This is a genomic window from Legionella saoudiensis (assembly GCF_001465875.1).
GTDB classification, from domain to species: domain Bacteria; phylum Pseudomonadota; class Gammaproteobacteria; order Legionellales; family Legionellaceae; genus Legionella; species Legionella saoudiensis.
Genome location: NZ_LN901324.1, coordinates 779,755 through 794,829, shown reverse-complemented (window position 1 = coordinate 794,829; position 15,075 = coordinate 779,755). Strand labels below are relative to the sequence as shown.

Here is a 15,075-nt window from a genome sequence, read left to right as displayed (position 1 = left end):
CATGATGATTTGAGAGCATGGCCACAGAGATCGATGCCCAATACCCTGGGTTGCTTCATTTCATTCGCAATGACGGTGAGCAAAAAAATCTTTCATTTAAAATGCTGGTGAGAAAAGCTATGGGCTGCTTCATATCATTCGCAATGATGGTATTAATAGAACGTATGAGGAATAGGAATTGTAGGATTGACGTGATGTCCTCAAATTTCGCATACTAAATAGAACCCCGTCATGGGAAAAACGTAGTGATGAAGCAACCCAGGGGCGGTGGTACAGCACTACCTAATGAATGCATATCAAACAACGTGGGAATTTTATGTCAGGACGATATTTTAAAATAAACCTAGCACTTATTTTGCTATTCATGGTGCTTTATCTATTGCTACTTCCATTTATTCATTATCCGTGGACAACCCTATTAAAGCCAATTCCCATCCTTCTTCTGATGCTACTTATCACTCAAATTCCCTCAAAACAACCTATAGAAAAATTATTTTTAGGACTTGCATTAGGCTTTTCAGCATTAGGCGATATTAGTTTAACCTTTCCAGGCTCTAATGCATTATCAATGGGGATATTGGCATTTATGGCAGCGCATTGTTCCTATATTTGTTTATTTTTAAAAAAAGGACATTTTCAAAAAAAACGAATCCTTGCATTTTTACCAATGCTACTCCTAATCCTCACATTTATTAACTATATATGGCCTTATTTAGGTGACATAAAGATTGCAGTAACCATTTATATCAGCTTACTTAGCATGATGTTATTTTGCTCCTACCAGGTTAATCAATATGTGCTATTGATTGGAGGTGGTGCCACCTTATTTTTAATTTCAGATTGTATTTTGGCATTAGGGCAATTTGCTGGATTCGAGAATGTTACCCTATTCGTTATGCTTCTATACTATAGCGCCCAACTTTTAATCGCTTTAGGAGTTATGACTTTTTGGATTAAGGAAGCCCCTAATACGACCGCACAGCCCATCGACGTTGACAAAAATAAGCAAACTGATCAATAATTCCCCAGTTTATTTTCTAGACATAAGGGCTATCATGCAGTTTAAACAAATGACATGCACATTAATGCAAGCCTCTATCCTTGCATTTTCAATGACCGGTAATGTTTTTTCTGGAGATGTTACTGTCGTTGGTTCAATAAAACAAACATTAAAACAAACGAATACCAATCCCTCAGCTCAATATGGAATTATCAATAAAGAAACGAATGAAAAGGTAATTCAATTATTACGCGTTGAGCTTTCAGACGAGGCAAAAAGAAATTTAATTGACCAGGCGCAAGCTCTAACTTATTCTAAAACCACGTTAAAAGTAGAAGCATCGGCATTCCCTGAAAAAGTCCAATTAGGTATGAATAATGTCCCTGTATTAGATCAAGGGGTTCACGGTACTTGTGTTACTTTTGCAGTAACAGGTGCTCTTGATGCAGCCCTTGCTAAAGGTGACTACATCAGCCAGGTTTGTAATTTACAATTAGGAAGTTATTTAGAAAAATTCGGCTACGGCCTAAGTGGTTGGGATGGTAGCTACGCAGAACAAGTGCTTGGCCAAATTCAACAATTTGGAATTATTAATAAACAAAAAGAACGCACCATAGGCTGTGGCGGTTACACACAATACCCAACTTATTCACCCCATAATCCTGACTTAGTTATGGATCCAGCACAGTATATTGCGATGCGTGAATTAATTTTTGGCAATCAGGTAAACTGGTTTGATGTATTGCAGCAAAAGAATCCTGAACTTACTTTAAATGAAGTAAAACAAGCATTAAATGCAGGAGACCGATTAGTTTTTGGCGTACTATTACCTCGTACGGATCTTGGTTTAGCGGGTGCATTAGCGAAGCATAAAGCGACTTACTTCCCAGACACTTGGGTTGTTACTCCGGAAATAATAAAAGGGCTAGAGAATGTTGAAGCAGGCCATGAAATGATTATTACTGGTTATGATGACACTGCTGTAGCTATTGACGATAAAGGACAAAAACACCAAGGATTACTTAAAATCCGTAATTCTTGGGGTCGTTTAGTCGGTGATGCGGGTGAATTCTATATGACCTACGATTATTTTAAATTACTTGTGATCGAAGTTTCTCGAATCTCCCCTGCTCACTGATACGCTAAGTGAAAGGCTTGACAGCCTTTCACCTCCCTCCTGCACAATATGATACACTATGCATTATTCGCATACTTATTAATTGACAAAAAATGTATATCAAACAGACCGTAGAATGGATTCAATCCATGGTTATTGGACTCAATTTGTGCCCCTTCGCAAAACGCGAAATGAATAACAATTCAGCACGAATCGAGGCTAGTTCAGCCCAATCCATCAACGATGCCCTTGTTGATTTCATCGGAGAAGTAAACTATTTACAAGCAAACCCGGCAATCGGCACAACGATTCTTATTTACCCGCACATCCTAAATGATTTTTTTGCCTATTTGGATTTTGTTGATTTAGCTAATGACTTATTAGTTAAATCAGGATATGAAGGGATTTATCAAATTGCTACCTTTCATCCTGACTATTGCTTTCATGGGGTAAAAACAGATGACGTTACCAATTATACCAATCGCTCTCCATATCCCATGCTTCATCTTTTAAGAGAAGAAATGCTCGATCAGGCTATTACCTATTATGGGGATACGGATGTCATTCCCGAAAATAATATGCGCTGTTTGCGGGAATTAGGTTTGGTTGAAGTAAGAAAGCGCTTGGAACAATGTATGAAATAGAGTATTAAATGAGACTAACAAAACATCAGCTTACAGGTTTATGGTTTCTCTCAGGGACTTTAATTGCAGTACTAATAGATTTCATCCAGCTTTATCAACCTGGTTCTAGTTTTTTAAGTCTCATCGTTGGTCTAGCCTCAGGAGCTGCCGCTTCGTACTACATGGGTTATCACTACGGTTATTTAATTATTCAACTGCCAAATTGGCAGATACGTAATTGGTTTAAAACGCTTATTTACGGATGGATTATTAGTATCGCAACGCTTTACTGGATCCTGTTTTTTTTAGCGCTTTGCAGTTTTTTGCAAACTGAATTTATACAACGAATGGCTGATCACCAATACTGGCAAATTGGTCTGCAATTAGTGTTGCTTCCGCTCTATACGTTGTTCGCTACTTGCCTAGGCTGTGTCTTAGAGCCGATACTTATTTTTGGAATAAGTAGCCTAGGAGCATTGGTTTTATTTCTATTGCGTAAGCCCATAACTACATTCGCCCAATAAGGCCTTCATATTATCCATACTCTGCTAAAATAATTATAAAAGACTCAATAACTTGAATGGACAAGAAGAACATCATGGATACATTTTCTGAAGCAGAACATAGCCTTTTAAGAGCTTGCGAATTATTAAAAGGGCTTTCTGAAAAAAATTTTAATACCTTTCTCAGCTTATCTCATCGTGCATCCTTCTCTAAAAATGAAATCTTACTTGAGGAAGGGAAACATAGTGATTACTTATATATTGTAATTTCAGGAGGTGTTGATCTTTATAAATCTACCGGTACAAATCAATATTTAATTGGCAGCCTAAGCAGTGGTCAATCAATTGGGGAAATGCGGGTAATTAAAAATCGTCCTTGTTCTTTAACAGTTACCACCAGCTCACCCACTGTTGCTTTATGCATATTACTTAGCAAATTACGTCATTTAGAATACAATCAATGTTATGAATCTATTCTTGACTCAATTATTGATATTCTCAGCTTTCGCCTAACAAATACTAATACTCTAGCGGTAAAAGGTGGGGCTAACAAAAAGAAAAGTTGGAAACGATATTTTTTCCCGGGCATGGTTATAGCCACAGCGGTTTTATTCTTAATTGAACTGGGGGTAGCACTCTATTATTTGCTGGTCTAATCGCACAATGCTATATTAAAAGACCCAGATTGTTCTGGGTTTTACCAATTAAAATTAAGGATTAATTATGCCTAAGGAAATAAAAGTATCAGGTAATCCTAATGGGTTTCATTACCAACACGGACATGAACACTCAGGCCATCATCAACATACTGGCCAACATGGACACTCAGGCCATCAGCATACTGGTCAGCATGGACATCCAGTTCAGCATCACCATGCTGGTCATGGATATCCTTTACCTAATGCATATCCCCATGCTCATGTGCATGTAGTGCAGCATCACGAGCACTCGCATAGCCACACTCATTCGCATCCTACACATAAGTTTTAATGAGGATAGCCCGTATTAGACGAAGTCATAATACGGGTTACATTCTTTAGACTAAGTTGAAGCCCAAAGTAGAAACCACTGAATCACTTGATGTTTCTCCTTTGCTGCCACTAAAAAAGCCATTTACAGATGGTGTAGAAGAATTCGGTTTTACCGGTTCTTCTTTAAGCAGAGAACGTTGATCATCAAGAATTACCTTACCGCTCCCATCCTTAATCTTTAAGTGAACTTTGCCATCTGTGCTGCGCTGCGGGCTCAAAGCAACAAACTGCCCCGACATGTCATAAGCCTGAACGTATTCAGTTGTTTGGTTATCAATGCTAAGTTGGGAGGTAAATAAATCACGTTGCGCAGCCCATTCTTGCATTTTTTGCACATCAGATAAGGCTTTTTTAAAGTCGGCACTGAGTGAATTAATAACTAATGAATTAAATAAAGCGGCAAGTTTTTCTATAATAGTAGTTTGCTTGTGAGCATAACTGATAACGAAAAATTTATTTCGTGCTTTAACTAAAGGCAAATTCTCGTCTACATGCTTTATTAAATTCTTTAATTGCATTTCGGAATTTTTAAAATCAGACTGATCTTTTCCATCAGTAAATAATAAAACATTCGTGTGATTATCTGAGCGGCTCAATAATTCTAATTGTTCTTTACTGACTTCATAAAGACAAGTAGAACCATGTGGAGATAAAACATTAACATTCCTTTGCAACTTATCTAATTCATCTTTAGTATAGTTTCCAACGGTTCTATGTGTTGTATTAAATTCAATAATGGAAATAGTTGCCTGGGGTTGAAACAGGAACAAGGCTTCTGCAAACGTAATTACGCTTTGTTTTAAAGTATCTAGGCGATCCTCTTCCTCCATACTACCACTCGTATCTAGAACAAAGGTATATTTTGGCGGAGATGAAGCATAAGGAACAAAAAAATAAGGTTTTATTTCAAGCTCACCCGTTTCTAAAGTTTTCTGCGCATAAAATACTTTTTTATCTTCGAAAGCACTTGCATTAATAAGAAGCAAAGGTGATTCGCTATTAATCGCAATAAGCTCATTAGGATAGGATTTTAGAAATTCCCTAATATTAAAACGTAATTTATTATCCACAATGCTCAAATTTTTATATTGCAGCATATTGAAAAAAATAGCATAGGCAGGTTCGGGCAATTCAAATTCAATATGTTCTTTTTCCTCATCCAGCGTATATTTTAATCCGTCATCGATTAAAACCTGCAGAACCATATTACAGGATAGCTTGTTTGTTTTTTCTTTTTTCTGATCAACGCAAGTACTCATTGCGAGTTCATTAGTAAGTAATTCTTCCAAAGAAAACTGTCTGTATTGAGGTTGTATTGATCCATCAGCTAATAAAGATTGTAAGTTTTGAGAAAGTTGCTCGCTACGTTGTAGGGAATCGGTCTTAAAAACAAGTAACTCATCGTAACAAGATACCTCCGTGCCCTCGAGGCTGATACCCATATCATTTAATAATTGAATCATATTTTTTGTACGCAAAGCGTTATTTGCAAGTTGTCCCATTCTCACTCCATCTATTTAAATTAAATGCATATTTGCGCGAGATAATACATACAAACAAAGCCTTGCTCAATAAAAACTTTTATTGTACTAAGTTTTGTTAAACAGTTTTTTCTTTAGATGAAGGATAACTTTGAAAAATATTTAACCATGTTATATGGTTTAAATAGGAAACCTAAGGAAATCCACTATGCCTCTTACAGTACTCTTAGATGTAGATGACACCCTACGAATGACTCACCAAAACCCTGAGGGCGAGCGTTTCCGTGCACTTAACCAGACGCTTGTTGATGAACTCAAGGCCTATGGCGTTAAAGAGGTTTATTTTTTAACAAATATGGATTTGTCCGATTCGGATCCAAACAATAGAGAACTCCAATCCGATGTAGAGCGCATGACACGTAAAATTATTATTGATGAGCTACAACGGCAAGGAATTAGGGTAAAAGCCGTCCTCACGGTGGCCGATGTTGCCTATGGTAAAGGACCAGGAGCAGCTTTTAGAGATCTTTATACGGCAGCTTATGCCACGAAAAGTAAAGACGATCATCAGGTTTATCAAACAAGGTGGCGTGATTATGCAAGCCAGCCTTATAATGCAGCTGAGGTAAAGCCTACGCGAGACGAGCAAGCGGCATTTCAAAAAGAGCAGGCATTTCGTTATTTTTTAGCACATATGAGTGATGAGGAGTTAGGAACAGTGCTTTATGCTGATGATGACATCAGTTGCCTTCAAAAAATTGATTCTGTTGCTCAAGCACGACAACTTCCCATAAAAATGATTACCATTAAACCGGTTCACTACCAGACAGAGGAAGAACGCACAAAATATAAACTGTTACTACAAGATGCCCATCCCTTTGGTGTTGTATTGCATCATTATAGAAATTTTGTGGGTAATTATTTTTTCAGTACCCATAATTCAACGGGATTATTGGCAGCAGAAGGATTTATTAAGCAAGTAAACAAATTATCTAATCCGGAGGAGCGTGACACAAAGATAATACAATTTCTTACCGAAGGAGAGGATACGAAACAAGACTTGCACTCTTTTAGAACCATACTCCTGGCATACTTATTAGGGAAAGACATCAAAAGTGATACCCAACTAAAAGAAGTTGCTAAGAATTATTCAGCTCATCTCAGCTCGTACCGCCAGCAGATTAGCGTTGTTTCCACATCGAGTACGACTTTAAGTGAAGAGGATTTTCATGTAATGGACGCGAATGAACGTGCTGCAAACCTAACCGCACCGGAAGCGGATTATTCAGGAGATATACCCGATTCACCTAAATTTCCTTTGTAGTTAAGAAAATATCAATTTTGGAGGAGATGATGAAGCAATAGGATCCTTCAAGACCATTACCCATTGGTTTATCCAGGACTAAATGCAGGAGAATTCTCAGGGCTATCAAGTGCTGGCCCATCTTTCGGTGCTTCCTCAGTACTTTTCATTTTGAATAACTCAGCTTTGAATTGCCTTTGCCGCTCTACAGCGCTTAACTCGATAGGTTTTGAACTTTCTTTAGGTTGCTCAGGTGCAACAGAGTTCTGCTCGGCCTGTTGCATTTGATGAGCTACTTTTGCCTCAACAGTTTTATGTATTAACGTATCAATCATTTGCTTCGATACGGTACCATTAAGTTTATCTTTTAATCCTTCAAGTTTTAAAATGGCCTCATCATGGTTCCCATTTTCGATCGAATTAAGTATATCAGGGAATGCTTTTTGCATTTCTTCCAGATTTTTTTTACCGGCGCGTAAATGAGAAAAAAGTTGCCCTTGAACACGACACTCATAACTGGATTCAACCCCTTTAAATAATTCGACTAACAAATTTTGTTTTTTTTCTGCAGGAGTAACTCCCGTGATCTCTTGTTCCTTAACATGCTCTGGCAATAGATCTTTAAGTACACCTAACTTGTGAGATATTAATGCATTTTGGTCACTCTTAAATACAAAGGTATTACCATAATATTGCTGCATCGGCAAATTACTTACCATATCAGGAGATAAGCGGTAGTTAACAAATTGTGAATATAATTGTGGGTTTTGTTGAAATACCTCATTATGTGTGGTTCTTATAGGTGCGGTATTAAATGTTCTTACTTGAAGGGCCTGGCTTGCCTGCAGCTCAGGGTCTGTATTATAAGCTTTAGTCCCCACATATTGCGCTAAATGCCCCCCTAATGAGTGACCAGTAATAATAATTTCTTTATTCGGATATTCTTTTCTAACCTGCTGATAAAATTCAAAAGCTGCATTACGAAAGCTTTCCTCAACGACACCGGTAGCAGTTAACTTTCCATCAGAGAGAACGTCACTAAACGTTTGCGTACCACGAAATGAGATGATAATTGGCGCATCTGGATCTTCTGATTTAAGACATACTGCAGCTAAAGATGATTTACCGGTACCCTTACCTGAAATAGGGGCGATCGAACGTTCTATGGAATACCCATTATCTTCTATTTCCTGAGCAATTTCAGTTGCCTGCTTTATAGAGGGATCAACCTCATTGTTTCTTCCTATTTTATAAGCCATTTGTGCGGCGGAAACTAGGAAACCAACCGTACATTTTGACTTTTTACTCATACATGGCAACAAGATACAAGAGACTTGTTTTAAGTATAGCCAATAAAACCTAATTCAAGCCAAGCCGGGTAAATTTTTCCTAATAAAACCTTAATAATTTTCGGATAAAATATTCAACAATAACCCATTCTGCTCAGGTTTTGACTATATGAAAATCTCGAAACAACCTCACGAATATGCAAAAACTCATGCCCCCAAAAAACCTGAAATAAATTACTTTGTTATTTTTGGTGACAGTCTTTCTGATGGCAAAAACATGGGTGAAAAGGCCTCATTCTTAGGTTCATGGGCAAGATGGTTATGGTTGAAAATGCTTCAATTAGATAAATCTCCTAAAGAACGATTTACTAATGGCTATACCTGGGCTGATGCGCTAAAAGCAAGGCTTGTGAGCAAGTTTGCCAATGATGCTCAAATAAAAAAAGATTCAGCTCATGGCTTTAGTCGGCATAACCTGGATAACGCGGACATAAGTGATGATGTGATTGCCAAGCGTAAAAAATTTACGTGGGATGAGGTTTATGAGCAATCGGTTCAGGTAAAGCGTAAGAAAAGAGAGCAAGAGGCTGAAGAGGACTTATTCGTTGCTCAAGATATAATTAAACCTAAGGCTAAAGGTTTTATTCTCGATAACACAGATGCTGCGGATGCCATTCTTGCTCGCGATAGGAACGCCTACTCACCTAGCTTAGATAATGTCCCTCAAGAATCCAGCGATGATTTAGCAGATAAATTTATTACCGATTCTCGTTATAGCCGTTTTGTACAAGATAGCTACACGCTTGATAGTGGACGTAAAGCACATTTCAACGGTCAGGTTTTTCTGGAAAACAATAGCCAAGGCGGCTCTACGTCTCATAATTACAAAGGGTCAACCAAATTTCTTTCTACTTTTTTTCCATTTACGGCAATAAAGTTATTCTTTACTCGTTTAATTGTTTCCAGTCTACCCGAGCAGATTACTCAATTTTTAAAAAATAATGAGAAGCGAGAGATAACTCAGGAGCAAAAAGACAAAACTTTAATTACTTTGTTTTCAGGCGCGAATGATTTAATTACTGCCAATTCAAAACCGATGAAAGATGCAGCTGATCTGGCGGTAAAAGGAACCATTGATAATTTGGAGCGCTTATTGGCCCAAGGTTACAGTCACGCTGTGGTATGTAACTTACCCGATTTATCATTAACGCCACGCTTTCAAAACAGTTCCGAGGAAGAGCGTGCCAATGCACGGGAGGTCTCTGAATATTTTAATACTCAACTCAAATTAAAATTTAATGAATTAAAAGTAAGACATCCAAATTGTACGGTTGAGCTTTTTGATATTAAATCTGTTTTTAGCGAAATTTATCAAGAGGTTCTTACTCAGGGCGAGCAATCAAAATATGCTCAATATTTTGATAAAAGTAAATTGAAGGAACCTTATATTGCTTCAAAAGATTTCCAAATTACTCCAGAGGGAACTTCTCCGGGATGTAAACATATGTTTTGGGATGATGTGCATCCTACCGCAACCATGCATGCGTTATTGATGGAGCGATTCATTCAAGATAAAAAAGGCTTGGCTAAATATCAGGTTTCCGCACCCGAAGAGCAAACTGCTGAAACCCTGTGTCACTTATTTAGAGAAAAATACCATGATAAGTTACAAGGAAATTTCTTTGGTCTATGGTCTTATACCAAAAAAGGGCTCCCCATAGATTATACTGCTCCTCAAGAAGCATTGATGACGATTTTAAATTATGTGCTTAAAAATCATACGCCAGCAGGAGATTATGTCCGGGATGCACTGAGTGATTTAGGTTGGTGGTCTGAGGAAAAAGGTTTGAATAAGACAATTCCTGCTATTGCTGATGCAATGGATGCTTTAGAACGTAGATTTCACAAAGATGTACAACCCAGCTCACCGGCAAAAATGGCATGTATGTTGAACGCTACAGTGACTTCGACGCGAAGCCATGATTTAGAGTTAGATCCTAAGGTAGTGAAAAAGCTTGAGCGCTTAACGAATCTTAAGGAGCATAAACCGATAGCCCAACAGCATGAAGAAGAACCTTTAGCATTAGGAATGTAAAAACTCGCACAACATAACCTGGTTGTTTGCAGCCAGGTTTGCGTCAAGAAAATTCCTAATTACAAATATTTAGGTACATAAATATCTTGCTGGAGAATCTTTTAGCGATCTAATAAGTGCAATTTCCACTTACGAGAAAGTGCTTTAAGTACAGCCTGCCCCCGTACACTAGTTCCTGCCTTATCCAAACGCGGCGAATAAACCGCGATTGCCATTTTATTGGGTATAACCGCAATAATCCCCCCGCTCACTCCACTTTTAGAGGGAATACCAATAGTAACAAACCAAGAGCCACTTTTTTCATAAATTCCGTTTATTACCATTTCTGATAAGACATCACGTACAAGTTCAGGTGCAATAACCTGCTGTTTGGTGATCGGGTTAACGCCTTGATTTGCCAAGGTGGCTCCCATTAAAGCCAACTGTTTGGTATTTACCATAATTGAACATGCCTTGGTGTATCGATCTAAAACCTCATCTGGTTCACCAATAAGCATATCCCGGGATTTTAATAATTGAGCTATTGCATGATTGCGTCTATTGGTCTGCGATTCTGAAGCATAAATTTTTTGGCTTAAAAAAGGTTTACCATCACTTAAGCTTCCAATAAATGATAAGAGGCGATTCCATTTCTGGTTTGAATTGTCTCCTTTAATGTAACTCGTAGTTTGTATAGCGCCTACATTAACAAAAGGATTATGTGGTGTATTCTGTTCTAATGAACGAATGGAGTTAAACGGCTCGCCGGTTGCTTCAAGGCCTATGTTATTAAAAATAACTTCCTGACCATTATCCGCTAAAGCCAAGGCATAAGCGAAAATCTTGGATATAGATTGTAACGAAAACAACGTATCGGCATCACCTACGGACAGCGATTGCCCGTCAACAGTTACAATTGAGATGGCAAATAACTCAGGATCAACCTTTGCCAGCTCAGGAATATAAGAAGCCTGCTTTCCCTGATTAATCGCCTTATTTTTTTCATAGAGAGTAGTTAATGTCGTCGATGCATCACTGGGTAAAATGTTTTTGTAAAAAGAGTATGAGGGATAATAAAACAGGCATAGGATTATAAACATACTAATTTTGGTTTTCATTGGCACCTGCCTTTGCTAAACAATTACATAGTTAAATAAGTTAAATAATCCTGAAATTGGCTGTTTTTACCTTGAACCAGCTGCATGTACTCGGATTTGATTAATTTAGTAATACGCCCCACAGCTTCCTGACCTAAATGCTTGTCGTTAATTGAACGGATTGCGGTAACTTCTGCGGCAGTTCCAGTAAAAAAGGCTTCTTCTGCCTGATAAGCCTCATCTACGGTTATATTCTTTTCAACGACATTAAATCCAATATTGCTCGCTAATTGCATAATGGTATTTCGAGTAATACCAGAGAGGATTCCACCCAGTTTCGGTGTATAAATCACATCATTTTTAACCATGAAAAAGTTTTCACCGGAGCCCTCAGTAATGTAGCCACTACTATCAAGAAATAAGGCCTCATGATAATGAGTTCCCTGTAACTCCAATGAGGCAAGAATACTGTTCACATAATGTCCACAAAGTTTGGCATCAACTACAGTTGAATCAGGGTGAATACGTATGTAACAACTTGTCTTAATATCTACACTTTCATGAGGAAGGTAGGCTCCCCAAGGCCAACAAGCAATCGCTAAAATGACTGGGTTACCAATGGGATTTACCCCCATTTTTCCATAACCATAAAAAGCAATAGGACGTATATATCCTTCATCAAGCTTATTTATCGCAACTACTTTTTTAATTGCATCAATAACTTCCTCTTTGGAATATTCTAAAACCATTTTTAATGCTGAAGCAGAATAAAAAAGACGATTAATGTGATCTTCTAATCGGAAAATTGCAGGCCCCTGCGCTGTCTTATAAAAACGTATTCCTTCAAATGCACCACCACCGTAATGAAGCGTATGGGAGAGAACATGCGTTTTTGCTTCAGCCCAAGGCACAAAGACCCCATTTTGCCAAATTACTTCAGTAGTATTCATCATATTTTTTATCCCAGTCTGTAGGTCGAATTAAGGCTCAATTAAAAAGAGCCACCTATTTTTTTGAGAATATTCACTCCAAGTATAGATGATGATTTATTGTTATATTTAAAAACTTAATGATTATTTGCGGGGCTATCTGGTTCAATAACAGGCTAAATTCTGACTATACTTAATAAGGGTAACTTTGATGTATGCTGTTATGAGCCCACCCAATCAAGAATGGCTAATCGATGATAAAATAAATTTTTATCAGATTAATCGAGGCCGCACAGAACAAACAAATACATTAATACCTGGTTATAGTCTGGGGTTATCCCTTTTGTTCTGTGAACATGCAAGTACCGAACAGTGGAATAAATTTTATAATTTGATCGATAGTATTAATGACTGGAACGAGGATGAGCACTTATTAGAGCAGGTTTTGCGGCTAAAGGAAACTCCGGATTGGCTCCGAGCTAACGAGAAATATAAAGAGCTCTTAGCGCAATTCCCAGGCCTTAGAAGCCTAAATTTTTATGATCAAATTCAACAATTGGTTTCCTCTTTGCACATCAGCCCCGAAGAGCGACATTGTTTATTAAGTGTAGAAATTCCTAATGATCCTCTCATGGATGAGCTAATTAACAGACTGGAATCCATCCAAAATCGGCATTTAGGACTTGGTGCCCTTTTAGATGCAAATTCCCCTGCTCGCTCTGAGTTTGAATCTTATCAACTTATGCCTAAAGCCAAACTTATAGAGCTATTAAGTAAACTTCCAGCCCATACCCCCATTTTAATGAGTACAGGAAGGCAGGTTTTTGCTCTTTATCATCGATTAACCTCCAATGAATGGATCTATTATAATTCACGTCACTTAAAAAAAACCTCGCCCTTCACCTCGGTTGATTCCTTAGCCAATTATATACTTAATACAGTTTATAAGAATGAATCTAAAGGCACCCACATTCCGTTAGGGGTAATAATTCCTAAACAAAATAAAGACGTTCTTTTTGATTTTAAAGTGCTGGAAGAACTTTGTAATGAATTTATTGAGGACAAAACTGCGCCACAAATTACTACGGCAGAGCCGGGTGATTATCCAACTGATTATTTATCTCCTCTGCATTTAGCAGTTATAGCTAACGCAAAGAAAAATATAGAAGACTTGCTGGCTCGTGGTGCTGAAGTGAATATTAGAGATGGATTAGGGTTTTCAGCGCTTCATTATGCAACCGTAAGCATTGCAAAAATACTGATTGACCATGGAGCTGATGTCAACCAGCCTGTTAGGAAAAAAATACAGCTTAAAGAACCTGGTGAATCATTATTTCACTCCATTGAGAACGTTACACCTCTTTATATTGCTTGCAATTTTGGTGAATTAGACAAGGTAAAACTTCTAATTACGCACGGCGCAAATATTAATGCCTGTTCGTCTACTGGAATGACTCCTATTCTTATTGCCTTACTAAAAGGTCATACAGCAGTAGTGCATTACTTATTAGAAAATAATGCCCGAGTGGATCTAAGGCTTAAAAAGCCAATTCGCAAACTAGTTGCCCCTGCTGATAAAAGCCTGAAGGCTCTTGAGTTTTTTGGTGCTGTATTTGCCCCACTTTATGCAAATCATACCGCTGCAATGTGCGCCCTTCGTAATGAAAATACCGAGATCCTGGAGCTCCTAATCCAGTATCGCAATGTTGTTTATGAAACCGACCAATATGGCACCACTTTACTGCATCGGGCAACTTGGTCCAATAACCTGCCTTTAGCGAAACAATTATTGGATGGTGGAGCAGATCCTAACGCATTGAGTTCTACCGTAAATACACCAAACTCCCTAATGAGCCCTCTTTATATCGCTTGCCTACAGAATAATTTTAAAATGGCTCAATTATTGCTCCAATATGGTGCCTCAACGCGGGCTAATAGCCCGGGAGAATTATCCTGCTTTCTAACGGTAATTGAAAACGGCTCTTTACCATTAGCAACCTTACTTGCTGATCATGGAGCTAATCTTAAACAGTTACATCAAGGTGTTAGCTTACTTGACTACGCGATTCGTCAACAACACTACCATTTAGTGGATTTATTATTGGCGCGAGGAGTTGAGCCTAGAATGAATACAGGCTTTATTTCAACCTTACATCTTGCGATCTATCAAAAACATATTCCTACCATTAGTAAAATTCTCTCCTGGTATGTGCAACATGGAATTCCTTGTTATGATATGACGAATGTAAATAATAAAAATATAGCGTTAATACTTAATCTTTATCAAACACTAAAAAGTGCGATCCCGTTACAGAAGCAATTATATTCCTGCCTTATAAATAGTGACCCTGCGGATCGTTTACCGGTAATTGAGCGCAGCTTATTATTTAAGCATGGAGATAAGGCGTTATTTATGAATATTGCTGAGGCAATTAAAGCTCAAGCGAATATAACCCCTCATCAGATAATTTCCATCATTCAAACCGAGATGGCTGCTGATATGGGTTTATCTCAAGAAGGAAAAGACTTTTTAGACTCACTAATCCAATACGCCCGTGACTACAACTTTGGCGAATAAAAGCTGAATGTGGCACGTATTAATTGCCACATTCAGAAAAGCCACATTGT

Annotated in this window: 13 protein-coding genes; 9 read left to right on the top strand and 4 right to left on the bottom strand. The window is 38.0% G+C overall.

The window, feature by feature from the left end; translation table 11 throughout:
- The first annotated feature begins 316 nt into the window (after nucleotides 1-316).
- From BN3124_RS12490 to BN3124_RS12465, 6 genes are all read left to right on the top strand, one after another.
- Nucleotides 317-1,021 (top strand): lysoplasmalogenase, encoded by a 705-nt coding sequence (locus BN3124_RS12490; RefSeq protein ID WP_196398928.1) that lies wholly within the window; start codon nucleotides 317-319, stop codon nucleotides 1,019-1,021.
- A gap of 34 nt (nucleotides 1,022-1,055) precedes the next feature.
- Nucleotides 1,056-2,138 (top strand): C1 family peptidase, encoded by a 1,083-nt coding sequence (locus BN3124_RS12485; protein WP_058535121.1) that lies wholly within the window; start codon nucleotides 1,056-1,058, stop codon nucleotides 2,136-2,138.
- Nucleotides 2,139-2,230: 92 nt separating this feature from the next.
- Nucleotides 2,231-2,761: a DUF1415 domain-containing protein gene (locus BN3124_RS12480; protein WP_058535120.1), complete on the top strand. Its 531-nt coding sequence runs from the start codon at nucleotides 2,231-2,233 to the stop codon at nucleotides 2,759-2,761.
- An 8-nt stretch (nucleotides 2,762-2,769) separates the two neighbouring features.
- Nucleotides 2,770-3,264, top strand: a complete 495-nt coding sequence (locus BN3124_RS12475; RefSeq protein WP_058535119.1) for a hypothetical protein — start codon at nucleotides 2,770-2,772, stop codon at nucleotides 3,262-3,264.
- 74 nt (nucleotides 3,265-3,338) lie between these two features.
- Nucleotides 3,339-3,899 carry a Crp/Fnr family transcriptional regulator gene (locus BN3124_RS12470; protein ID WP_058535118.1) on the top strand — a complete coding sequence of 187 codons (561 nt, stop codon included), beginning with the start codon at nucleotides 3,339-3,341 and terminating at the stop codon, nucleotides 3,897-3,899.
- 67 nt (nucleotides 3,900-3,966) lie between these two features.
- Nucleotides 3,967-4,233, top strand: coding sequence for a hypothetical protein (locus BN3124_RS12465; protein ID WP_058535117.1), 267 nt, complete (start codon nucleotides 3,967-3,969; stop codon nucleotides 4,231-4,233).
- A gap of 46 nt (nucleotides 4,234-4,279) precedes the next feature.
- On the opposite strand, the gene BN3124_RS12460 is transcribed toward BN3124_RS12465, so the two are convergent.
- Nucleotides 4,280-5,776 carry a VWA domain-containing protein gene (locus BN3124_RS12460; RefSeq protein ID WP_058535116.1) on the bottom strand — a complete coding sequence of 499 codons (1,497 nt, stop codon included), beginning with the start codon at nucleotides 5,774-5,776 and terminating at the stop codon, nucleotides 4,280-4,282.
- A gap of 187 nt (nucleotides 5,777-5,963) precedes the next feature.
- On the opposite strand from BN3124_RS12460, the gene BN3124_RS12455 reads away from it, so the two are divergent.
- The gene (locus tag BN3124_RS12455; protein WP_058535115.1) at nucleotides 5,964-7,079 is read left to right on the top strand and encodes a hypothetical protein; all 1,116 of its coding nucleotides are present in this window, start codon (nucleotides 5,964-5,966) and stop codon (nucleotides 7,077-7,079) included.
- A gap of 68 nt (nucleotides 7,080-7,147) precedes the next feature.
- Here BN3124_RS12455 and BN3124_RS12450 read toward each other — a convergent pair whose 3' ends face one another.
- Nucleotides 7,148-8,368 carry a lipase family protein gene (locus tag BN3124_RS12450; RefSeq protein ID WP_058535114.1) on the bottom strand — a complete coding sequence of 407 codons (1,221 nt, stop codon included), beginning with the start codon at nucleotides 8,366-8,368 and terminating at the stop codon, nucleotides 7,148-7,150.
- A 148-nt stretch (nucleotides 8,369-8,516) separates the two neighbouring features.
- Here BN3124_RS12450 and BN3124_RS12445 point away from each other — a divergent pair, with 148 nt between their 5' ends.
- Nucleotides 8,517-10,442, top strand: coding sequence for an SGNH/GDSL hydrolase family protein (locus BN3124_RS12445; RefSeq protein WP_058535113.1), 1,926 nt, complete (start codon nucleotides 8,517-8,519; stop codon nucleotides 10,440-10,442).
- A gap of 101 nt (nucleotides 10,443-10,543) precedes the next feature.
- Here the strand turns inward: BN3124_RS12445 and glsA are convergent, their stop codons facing one another.
- The gene (gene glsA, locus BN3124_RS12440; protein WP_230849137.1) at nucleotides 10,544-11,539 is read right to left on the bottom strand and encodes a glutaminase A; all 996 of its coding nucleotides are present in this window, start codon (nucleotides 11,537-11,539) and stop codon (nucleotides 10,544-10,546) included.
- Nucleotides 11,540-11,562: 23 nt separating this feature from the next.
- Nucleotides 11,563-12,471: a branched-chain amino acid transaminase gene (locus BN3124_RS12435; RefSeq protein WP_058535112.1), complete on the bottom strand. Its 909-nt coding sequence runs from the start codon at nucleotides 12,469-12,471 to the stop codon at nucleotides 11,563-11,565.
- Nucleotides 12,472-12,658: 187 nt separating this feature from the next.
- Between BN3124_RS12435 and BN3124_RS12430 the strand changes: the two genes are divergently transcribed.
- A complete protein-coding gene (locus BN3124_RS12430; protein ID WP_058535111.1) occupies nucleotides 12,659-15,025 on the top strand; it encodes an ankyrin repeat domain-containing protein in 2,367 nt (788 codons plus the stop codon).
- The last annotated feature ends 50 nt before the right edge of the window (nucleotides 15,026-15,075 follow it).

Bases quoted from the DNA above. Each gene is read 5' to 3' on its own strand.
- BN3124_RS12435 (WP_058535112.1), bottom strand. From the start codon at position 12,471: ATGATGAATACTACTGAAGTAATTTGGCAAAATGGGGTCTTTGTGCCT.
- BN3124_RS12450 (WP_058535114.1), bottom strand. From the start codon at position 8,368: ATGAGTAAAAAGTCAAAATGTACGGTTGGTTTCCTAGTTTCCGCCGCA.
- BN3124_RS12465 (WP_058535117.1), top strand. From the start codon at position 3,967: ATGCCTAAGGAAATAAAAGTATCAGGTAATCCTAATGGGTTTCATTAC.
- BN3124_RS12490 (WP_196398928.1), top strand. From the start codon at position 317: ATGTCAGGACGATATTTTAAAATAAACCTAGCACTTATTTTGCTATTC.
- BN3124_RS12485 (WP_058535121.1), top strand. From the start codon at position 1,056: ATGCAGTTTAAACAAATGACATGCACATTAATGCAAGCCTCTATCCTT.
- BN3124_RS12470 (WP_058535118.1), top strand. From the start codon at position 3,339: ATGGATACATTTTCTGAAGCAGAACATAGCCTTTTAAGAGCTTGCGAA.
- BN3124_RS12455 (WP_058535115.1), top strand. From the start codon at position 5,964: ATGCCTCTTACAGTACTCTTAGATGTAGATGACACCCTACGAATGACT.
- glsA (WP_230849137.1), bottom strand. From the start codon at position 11,539: ATGAAAACCAAAATTAGTATGTTTATAATCCTATGCCTGTTTTATTAT.
- BN3124_RS12475 (WP_058535119.1), top strand. From the start codon at position 2,770: ATGAGACTAACAAAACATCAGCTTACAGGTTTATGGTTTCTCTCAGGG.
- BN3124_RS12460 (WP_058535116.1), bottom strand. From the start codon at position 5,776: ATGGGACAACTTGCAAATAACGCTTTGCGTACAAAAAATATGATTCAA.
- BN3124_RS12445 (WP_058535113.1), top strand. From the start codon at position 8,517: ATGAAAATCTCGAAACAACCTCACGAATATGCAAAAACTCATGCCCCC.
- BN3124_RS12430 (WP_058535111.1), top strand. From the start codon at position 12,659: ATGTATGCTGTTATGAGCCCACCCAATCAAGAATGGCTAATCGATGAT.
- BN3124_RS12480 (WP_058535120.1), top strand. From the start codon at position 2,231: ATGTATATCAAACAGACCGTAGAATGGATTCAATCCATGGTTATTGGA.